The 7,937-nt window shown below is 65.4% G+C and carries 7 protein-coding genes and 1 pseudogene; 3 read left to right on the top strand and 5 right to left on the bottom strand.

The annotated features are described in order from the left end of the window. Positions 1-186 precede the first annotated feature (186 nt). The 5 genes from LQ144_RS22325 to LQ144_RS22345 form a co-directional block, all read right to left on the bottom strand. The gene (locus LQ144_RS22325; RefSeq protein WP_230121438.1) at positions 187-1,302 is read right to left on the bottom strand and encodes an alkaline phosphatase family protein; all 1,116 of its coding nucleotides are present in this window, start codon (positions 1,300-1,302) and stop codon (positions 187-189) included. Between the two features lie 121 nt (positions 1,303-1,423). Beyond that, positions 1,424-2,473 carry an ABC transporter ATP-binding protein gene (locus tag LQ144_RS22330; RefSeq protein WP_230121439.1) on the bottom strand — a complete coding sequence of 350 codons (1,050 nt, stop codon included), beginning with the start codon at positions 2,471-2,473 and terminating at the stop codon, positions 1,424-1,426. After that, positions 2,470-3,291, bottom strand: coding sequence for an ABC transporter permease (locus LQ144_RS22335; protein WP_230121440.1), 822 nt, complete (start codon positions 3,289-3,291; stop codon positions 2,470-2,472). Before LQ144_RS22335 ends, LQ144_RS22330 begins: the two co-directional genes overlap by 4 nt. An 8-nt stretch (positions 3,292-3,299) precedes the next feature. Continuing rightward, positions 3,300-4,115, bottom strand: coding sequence for a molybdate ABC transporter substrate-binding protein (gene modA, locus LQ144_RS22340; RefSeq protein ID WP_230121441.1), 816 nt, complete (start codon positions 4,113-4,115; stop codon positions 3,300-3,302). Continuing rightward, the gene (locus tag LQ144_RS22345; protein ID WP_230121442.1) at positions 4,112-4,522 is read right to left on the bottom strand and encodes a TOBE domain-containing protein; all 411 of its coding nucleotides are present in this window, start codon (positions 4,520-4,522) and stop codon (positions 4,112-4,114) included. The genes modA and LQ144_RS22345 overlap by 4 nt, the downstream gene beginning before the upstream one ends. 251 nt (positions 4,523-4,773) lie before the next feature. Between LQ144_RS22345 and LQ144_RS22350 the strand changes: the two genes are divergently transcribed. The 3 genes and pseudogenes from LQ144_RS22350 to LQ144_RS22360 all read left to right on the top strand — a co-directional run. Next, positions 4,774-6,555: a molybdopterin-dependent oxidoreductase gene (locus tag LQ144_RS22350; RefSeq protein WP_230121443.1), complete on the top strand. Its 1,782-nt coding sequence runs from the start codon at positions 4,774-4,776 to the stop codon at positions 6,553-6,555. Positions 6,556-6,903: 348 nt separating this feature from the next. After that, entirely contained in the window at positions 6,904-7,524 is a 621-nt protein-coding gene (locus tag LQ144_RS22355; RefSeq protein WP_230121444.1) for a low molecular weight phosphatase family protein, read from the top strand. A gap of 163 nt (positions 7,525-7,687) precedes the next feature. Beyond that, a pseudogene (locus LQ144_RS22360) lies at positions 7,688-7,937 on the top strand (hypothetical protein); the annotation flags it as partial.

The following is a 7,937-nucleotide window of genomic DNA, read 5'->3' on the forward strand; positions in this document are numbered from 1 at the left end:
CGAAGACCTCGAACTCGTCGCTCAGAAACTCAACGGCCGGCCACGTAAAACGCTCGGCTGGGAAACCCCAGCCGAGCGTTTACGTGCTTTACTACTAACCACCTAACCAACAGGTGTTGCAACGACCGCTAGAACCCAAGAGGGCCTCGAGTGTTCGTTCGCGCTCAACCGGAAGCGCCGAAGGGATCAGGAGCCGTTGCTGTACACATCTGCACCGAAGCGGTTCACGTCCGGCGCCGCAGCGTAGCCGAGGTACGGCAGGCCGAAGAGGTCCTCCAAGCTGGCCAGGAGGCTGTAGTGGTTGTACGGCCGTTCGGACGTTGTCCCGCCCTTGGTCCGCGATGACAGGACGAGGGCGCCGATGCGGCCGCCGCCTGCACCTCCGGGAATGGCCATGGACGCGCTTTCCTTCCCCTCGGACTCATCGAAGGTGATCACCAGGACCCCGTCCTGTTTGAAGGCTGGGGAGGACAGGATCTCCGGGACGTGCTGCTTGAGCCATTCGTCAGAGGTTGCGAGGCCGCCTTCCCGCCCGTCGGCACAGGGGTGGTCGTGCCCGTCGTTGCACAGGTTGGGGGTGATATAGGACAGGTTCGGCGTCGTGTCCGCCGCCCTGAGGTCGGCGGACAGGTTGCTGAAGTCGACCACGTTGGCCTGGCACTCGGGCGAGGACGTGATTGAGGTGAAGTAAACGAAGGGGTTGTGCCTGGTGGCGTACTGGCCATCAGCGTTGGCGTTTTGGTTCGTGTCCCTGGTGCCGGGCTCGGGATGGCGGCAGGGCGTTCCCATGTCCTCCATGTAGCCCTTCCACGTTTTGCCGGCGGCGCTGAGCTGGCCTGCGAGCGTGGGCACAGAATCCGGATAGACGCACCCGATGCCCTCCACCTGGCCAAGGGCAGCTGTCCCGGTGGAGTTCAGCGGCTCATAGGTGTGGCAGTCCTCCCTCGTGGCGGGGTTGGGCCCCTGCCCGGACAGCTGGGCAATGTAGTTGGGCATGGACAGATGCGCGATGGCGTAATACTGGCTCAGCAGCACGCCCTGCCCGCGCAGCGTCTGCGACAGGTACGGCGCGGCGGAATCGGCGCCCCAGACGCTGTCGTAGGACTTGTTCTCGAGGTTGATCACGAAGACATGGGCCTGTTTTCCGGCATCCGGCTGCGTGCGCGACTGCGACGGCGAGGGGCCGGGAGCCGCCTCGCAGCCGGCCAGCGCTGCCACCACTGCGATGCTGGCCAGCAGGAGCGAGGCGCGGCGAAACCGTCCTCTGCCGCGGGGCAGTTGCGAGGAGCTTTCAGCCGTCATGAGTTCTTGCCTCCTGATGCACAGGCGCAGCACCGTCCGTGTAGGAGCCCATGGTGTCACGCCGGCCCCGGCAGGAACGTGAAGGTTTCCTGAGAGTTCCATGAAACCGGGACGCACGGAGCTAGGCCGGGTGGATGGCGATGGCGGTCGCCTTGATGACGAAGTGGACGGTCATTCCGGGTATCAGGCCGAGGTCGGCCGACGCGGCCGGGGTGATGTCTGCGGAGAGGCCTCCCGCGCGGACCCGGATCTGATCGCCGTGTGGCTCCAGATCGGTGATGGCCACCGGGAATGAGTTTCGCGGGCTGCCGTGCTCTTCGGTGAGGAACACGGAAACCGCCGAGGGGGGAAAGACCGCCACGCCGTCCTGCCCGGGCACGGTGGTGTCGTCGTGATGGCCCGCGACGATCTGCCCTTGGGCCGTCACCAGGCCTTGCTCGGTGACACTGCCCGTCATGAGGTTCAGTCCGGCCAGCCCGGCCGCAAACCGGCTGCGCGGTTTTTCGAGGACTTCGCGCGTGGGGCCTTCCTCGGTGATCCGGCCGTCCTCGAGGACGATCACCCTGTCTGCCAGCATGAGGGCGTCAAGGATGTCATGGGTGATGATGATGGCGCGGCGGTTGGCGAGGACGCGTTTGAGGAGCCGGCGCAGCAGGGGTGCTGCGTGGATGTCGAGGGCGGCCATGGGCTCGTCGAGGAGCAGCAGGTCAGGGTCGGCGGCGAGGGCGCGGGCGACGGCCACCCGCTGTGCCTGACCGCCGGAGAGCTGTCCGGGTCGCCGTGAAGCGAGGGATCCGGCGTCGACTTCGGCGAGCCAGTGCGCTGCCGTTTCGCGGGCTTCGGTTCGGGAGGCGCCGGCGCTGCGCGGTCCGAACGCGACGTTGTCCAGGGCGCTGAGGTGTGGAAAAAGGAGTGCTTCCTGGGCCAGCAGTGCCGTGCCTCTGATGTGCGGGGCGCTCCAGAGGTTCTTGTCTGCTGTCAGGTCGAAGAGGACTTTTTCGCCGATCGTGGCTTTGCCTGTGTCGGGGCGCAGCAGGCCGGAGATGATGGCGAGCAGTGTTGATTTGCCGGCACCGTTGGGCCCGAGGACGGCGATGGTCTCGGCCGGCCCGAGGCGGAGGGAGACGTCGAAGTTCCGCGCGGCGAGGATGGCGTTCAGATGGAAGGTCACTGCAGGGCCCTTTCCGGTGCCGCGCCGGTGTGGGGGTGCCGGTAGGAGAGCCCGACGACGGCGACCGCCACGGCGACGAGGACGAGGGAAAGTGCGACTGCGGCGTCGGCGTCTGTTTCCCGCTGCAGGTAGATTTCCAGCGGCAGCGTGCGGGTCACGCCCTGCAGGCTGCCGGCGAAGGTCAGTGTGGCACCGAATTCGCCGAGGCTGCGGGCGAAGGACAGGACTGCGCCGGAGGCAAGGCCGGGCAGGACGAGCGGGATGGTGACGCGGCGCAGCACGGTGCTCGGGCGTGCCCCGAGGGTGGCTGCGACCGCTTCGTATTTGTTGCCGGCTGTGCGCAGGGCGCCTTCGAGGCTGACCACCAGGAACGGCAGCGCGACGAAAGTCTGTGCGAGGACGACGGCGGTGGTCGAGAAGGCGATCTGGATTCCGGCCAGTTCGAGGTTCTTGCCGAGCAGGCCCTGGCGTCCGAAAGTGTAGAGCAGGGCGATGCCTCCGACGACGGGCGGCAGGACCAGGGGCAGCAGGACGAACGCGCGCAGCAGCCGCTGGCCCGGGAACGGGCTCCGGGCCAGGACGAGTGCCAGCGGAACGCCGAGGACGACGCAGGAGACGGTGCTCGCCGCGGACGTGCGCAGGCTCAGGCCCAGGGCGGTGAGCGAGGATTCGGACGTGACCAGCGGGACGAACTGGGGCCAGTTGACCTTGGCCACCATGGCCACCAACGGCAGCAGGACGAACAGTCCTCCTGCCGCCGCGATTGCGTAAATCCATGGCGGGATGCCGGTGTACCCGGAGCCGCTGCGGTGGTTCATGCTGTCCCTTAGGGGGTGCCGAATCCGGCGTCGGTCAGGACTTTCTTGCCCTGGCTGCCGGTGACCGTGGCGATGAAGGCCGCGGCCAGTTCCTTGTTCTTGCTGGTGCCGACGGCGGCGATCGGGTAGGTGTTCACGGCCTGGTCAGATTCGGGGAAGGCGATGCCCTTGACCTTGTCTCCGGCGGTCTTGACGTCGGTGACGTAGACGAGGCCGGCGTCGGCCTCGCCGGAGGTGACCTTGCCCAGGACGTCGGTTACGGAGGATTCCTCGCTGACGGCCTTCAGGGTGGTGCCGGTGGCCTTTTCGACTTTGTCGGTGGCGGCGCCGCAGGGAACCTGGGGAGCGCAGGTGACCACCTTCACGCCCGGCTTGGCCAGATCGGCGAACGATCTGATGGAGGCGGGGTTGGACGGCGGGACGGCGATCTCCAGCACATTCGTGGCGAAGTTCGCAGGCTGGCCGTCGATCAGCTTCGCGTAGGTGAGCTTGGCCATGTTCTTAGTGTCGGCTGAGGCGAAAACGTCCGCGGGGGCGCCCTGGGTGATCTGGGTGACCAGGTCCGAGGACCCGGCGGAGTTCAGCGTGACTTTGGTGCTGGGGTTCTTGGCCTCGAAGTCGCTGGCCAGCTTGGTGAAAGTCGCTTTCAGGGAGGCTGCGGCGAAGACCGTGACGGTGCCGGAGAGTGCCGGCGTCGCCGAGGTGCCGGTGGCCGCGGAGGTGCCGGCAGGCGCGGAGGCGGTGCCGGCGGCGCAGCCGGCCAGGGCGGGGCTCAGGGCGCCGGCAACCAGCAGTGCGGCTAGAGGCTTGCGGGCGCCGCTCATATGATGCTCTTTCCCTGGGGTGTTTCGATGATGACGGTGGTGGCTTTGACGACGGCGGTGGCGACGGATCCGAGCTCCAGCCCGAGTTCCCGGACGGCTTCGCTGCTCATCAGCGACACAACCCGGAAGGGGCCGCACTGAAGTTCGACCTGGGCCATGACCTTGTCCGCGGTGATCCCCGTAACGAGCCCGACGAACCGGTTGCGCGCCGAGCTGCCTACCCGGGTGGGGTCCTCTGGCAGCTGGGCCTGGTCGCGGGCGAGGTGCGCCAGCTCCAGCCCGTCAACGGCCAGCCGGCCGGACTCATCCCTGACCGGGGTCAGGATCCCGTTCTCGGTCCAGCGCCTGATGGTGTCGTCACTGACACCCAGGAAGCGTGCTGCTTCAGTTACGCGGATTTTCGGCATGGCTCCATGATCCCCCATTTGCGGATATTTTGGGTATTTTGAACCGCAAATCAGAATGTGATCATCCTTTTCACCGGCATCCGCGGTGCGACAGTCAGTTCGGCATGACGACTTTTTCACCGTTCCATTGGCTGTCAGATGCCTGTGCGTTCTCCCGGCGCCCGTTCAGCGATTGTCAGATGCCTGTGCGTTCTCCCGGCGCTCGTCGGTTGGCCCCTGGTTTCTGCTGGCCCGTGCCGTAAGCTCCGATAATGGACCCTTCCTCGGAAGACCGGCCACTCCCCGCCCCCGATGACGGCGCCGGGCGGCCGCGGGCAAGTTTCCGGTCGGAGCTCGACAGCCAGCGATACACCGTGGTCGATGAGGACTGGGCCGGCGGCATCCCCGCCCAATACGGGGTTGCACCCCGGGTGAGAATCGGTCAGACCAAATGGTTCAACCTGTTGTGGCTGATACCGATCGGGCTTCTCCTCCTGCTGATAGCGGTCGCCGTTGCCAAGGGAATCCGCGGTCTCCCGGCCGTGCAGGACTTCATCCATCAATTTCCGGGGACGTCCGGGCTGCCCATCACCGCTCCCGTGGGATTTCCCGCCTGGCTCGGCTGGCAGCACTTCCTGAACCTGTTCTTGATGATCTTTATCATCCGTTCTGGCCTCACCATCCTTACCGACCACCCGCGGCTCTACTGGACGAAACACTCCACCCCGGGCAAGGACTGGTTTAGGGTGCAGAAGCCGGTTCCTTCGGACCCGCTCTACACGGCAAAAGAGGATTCCATCACCCTCCCGAACGGTATCGGCCTGCCCGGCCGCCGGCACTCCATCGGACTGGCCCGCTGGTGGCATCTCGGCATCGACACGCTTTGGCTGGCAAACGGCACCGTCTTCTTCATCCTGCTGTTCACCACCGGACAGTGGATGCGCTTGGTCCCGCTGCATTGGGACGTGATTCCCAATGCTGTCTCGGTGGCCATTCAATACCTGTCGTTGGATTGGCCTGTCGAGGGCGGGTGGATCAACTACAACAGCCTGCAACTAATCGCCTACTTCGTCACCGTCTTCCTCGCCGCCCCGCTGGCTCTTCTCACCGGGCTGGGGATGTCGCCGTCGCTTTCCACTCGGTTCCGGCGGATCAGTTCCTTGTTCAGCATCCAGGTCGCCCGGTCGCTTCACTTCTTGGTCTTGTGCTGGTTCGTCGTCTTTATCGTCATCCACGTAGCCCTCGTGACCACCACCGGTGTCCTTCGGAACCTGAATCACATGTATGCCTCCCAGGACACCGAGTCGTGGACCGGGTTCTGGATTTTCGCGGCCTCAATGGTTGTCGCGACCATGGGTTGGGTGGCAGCAACGCCATTCACCTACCGGCACCCTCGGGTCGTGCAAAAGGTCGGCTTCGCCCTGATCGGCCCATTCCAGCGCCTGTTCGAGCACATCGATTCCAAGCCTGGCCAGTACACCGAGCAGGACATCTCCCCATACTTCTGGCATAACGGCAAGTACCCGGCCACTGAGGAATACCGGCAGCTGCAAGCCGGCAATTTCGCCGACTACACCCTCGTCGTCAACGGCCTCGTTGAGAACCCCGTCGAGCTGAACCTCGATCAGCTCCGGGCTCTGGCGCATCAGGAGCAGATCACCCAGCATTTCTGCATCCAGGGCTGGTCCGGGGTCGCCAAATGGGGCGGTGTCTCCATGCAGACAATTCTCGAGACCGTCAAACCGACACCGGACGCGAAGTGGGTGATCTTCTACTCCTTCGCTCTCGGCCCCGAAGGCGGCCTCTACTACGACGCCCAACCCATCGAGCAAATGAGCTACCACCTGACGATGCTCGCCTACGACATGAACGACCAACCGGTCTCATTTGGCCATGGGGCCCCGCTGCGACTGCGGAACGAAACCGAGCTCGGATTCAAGATGGTCAAATGGATCAAGGGAATCGAATTTGTCAACGATTTCGCCGAAGTAGGAGGCGGTCTCGGTGGCTACAACAACGACCACGAGTTCTTCGGCTACCGCCAGTCGATTTGATCGATATCTGTCAGGATGTCACTGACGGTTGGTGCGGAGATCTCGTTCGCAAAAGCCTGGGCGAGGGCCGCCGGACCCGGCATCATGGGGTGTGCCGGGTCCAACGGACTGGCCGAGCTTCAAAGGGAGCACCGTCCGACCAGGTGTCCAGAGCCTGACAAAGGCGCCCTAGGAAAAGGTCGGAACACCCTACGCGTTTGAGGCGCTGCCGTCTCCCAGCCCGACTGCGCCAGGCGGGAACTGCCAAATGTGACCCCTGCCCGCGTCTCCGGCTTCCCTGAGGCCCGCGGGTGTTAGGTTCGAGACTGAACACTGTCCATCCTCGAACCACCGGAAAGAGCATCAACCGTGGAATCGCCTGCACCCGTCCGGATACTGACAGTCTGCACGGGGAACATCTGCCGCTCCCCCGTGGCGGAACGGCTCCTCCAGGCCGGGCTTGACCAGGTTCTGCCCGGCGGCTTCGAGGTCCGCAGCGCCGGCACGCGCGCCATGGTGGGCGATCCCGTCCAGCCCCTGTCCGCGGACATCATCCGCACCTTCGGCGGCACCGCGGACGGCTTTGCCGCGCGCCAGCTCACTGGCAAGATACTCCGTCGGGTGGACCTGGTCCTGACCATGACCTCCGCGCACCGCGGCGAGGTCCTGCAGCTGGACGCGTCGCTGCTCAAGCGCACCTTCACCATCCGTGAGTTCGCGCGGATGCTGGATGTCCTCGGGGAACGGGAGAACGCGAGTGAGAAGGAACAGAACGACGGCGACCGGCTCGCCGCGAACACCAAGCTCTGGCGCAAGCTCCCGGCCCGGGCAGCGTCCGTGAGGCACCTCGCCCTGGCCCCTGAGGCAGCCGACAACGACGTCGTGGACCCCTACCGCCGCAGCGCCGAGTACTACAGCCAGATGGAAGACGAACTGGCCCCGGCCATCATCTCCGTCCTCCGCTTCGCCCGGCTCAACACACCAGGCTGAACGAGCCCGCTTGAACGCGTCCGCTCAAACGCACCCGGCTGAACGCACCCGTTTGAACGCCCCCTCCAAAACCCGGGCCTTCACGCACCGGACCGCAACGGACCGCCAAACCCGGCCGGCCGCCGTCGTTCTCTCCGCCCGGAATTGGTGATAGCGTCCGTTCATGGATGCCCGGCCTGATCCGGCTGAAGCGGCTTCTGCCGCTTCCTCCACCGCTCTCTTGGCGAACCGGCGGCGGAGAATCCTGACAGGGATACTCGTGTTACTGCTGGCCATTCCTGTGGCCGGTGTGGCGTACCTCTCGAACCTGGCCCGCATCTACGATTCGCAGACCACGAAGATCGACAACGCGCTGCCGGCGCCGGAGCCCACGGCCGTCGCCAAGGCTCCGCCGGGCACCGTGGCAGCAGCGC

This window comes from Arthrobacter sp. Bi83, assembly GCF_918698095.1.
Classification (GTDB): domain Bacteria; phylum Actinomycetota; class Actinomycetes; order Actinomycetales; family Micrococcaceae; genus Arthrobacter.

Excerpts from the sequence above, each read along its gene's own strand:
- LQ144_RS22325 (WP_230121438.1), bottom strand. The coding sequence starts at position 1,302 with ATGACGGCTGAAAGCTCCTCGCAACTGCCCCGCGGCAGAGGACGGTTT.
- LQ144_RS22335 (WP_230121440.1), bottom strand. The coding sequence starts at position 3,291 with ATGAACCACCGCAGCGGCTCCGGGTACACCGGCATCCCGCCATGGATT.
- modA (WP_230121441.1), bottom strand. The coding sequence starts at position 4,115 with ATGAGCGGCGCCCGCAAGCCTCTAGCCGCACTGCTGGTTGCCGGCGCC.
- LQ144_RS22345 (WP_230121442.1), bottom strand. The coding sequence starts at position 4,522 with ATGCCGAAAATCCGCGTAACTGAAGCAGCACGCTTCCTGGGTGTCAGT.
- LQ144_RS22350 (WP_230121443.1), top strand. The coding sequence starts at position 4,774 with ATGGACCCTTCCTCGGAAGACCGGCCACTCCCCGCCCCCGATGACGGC.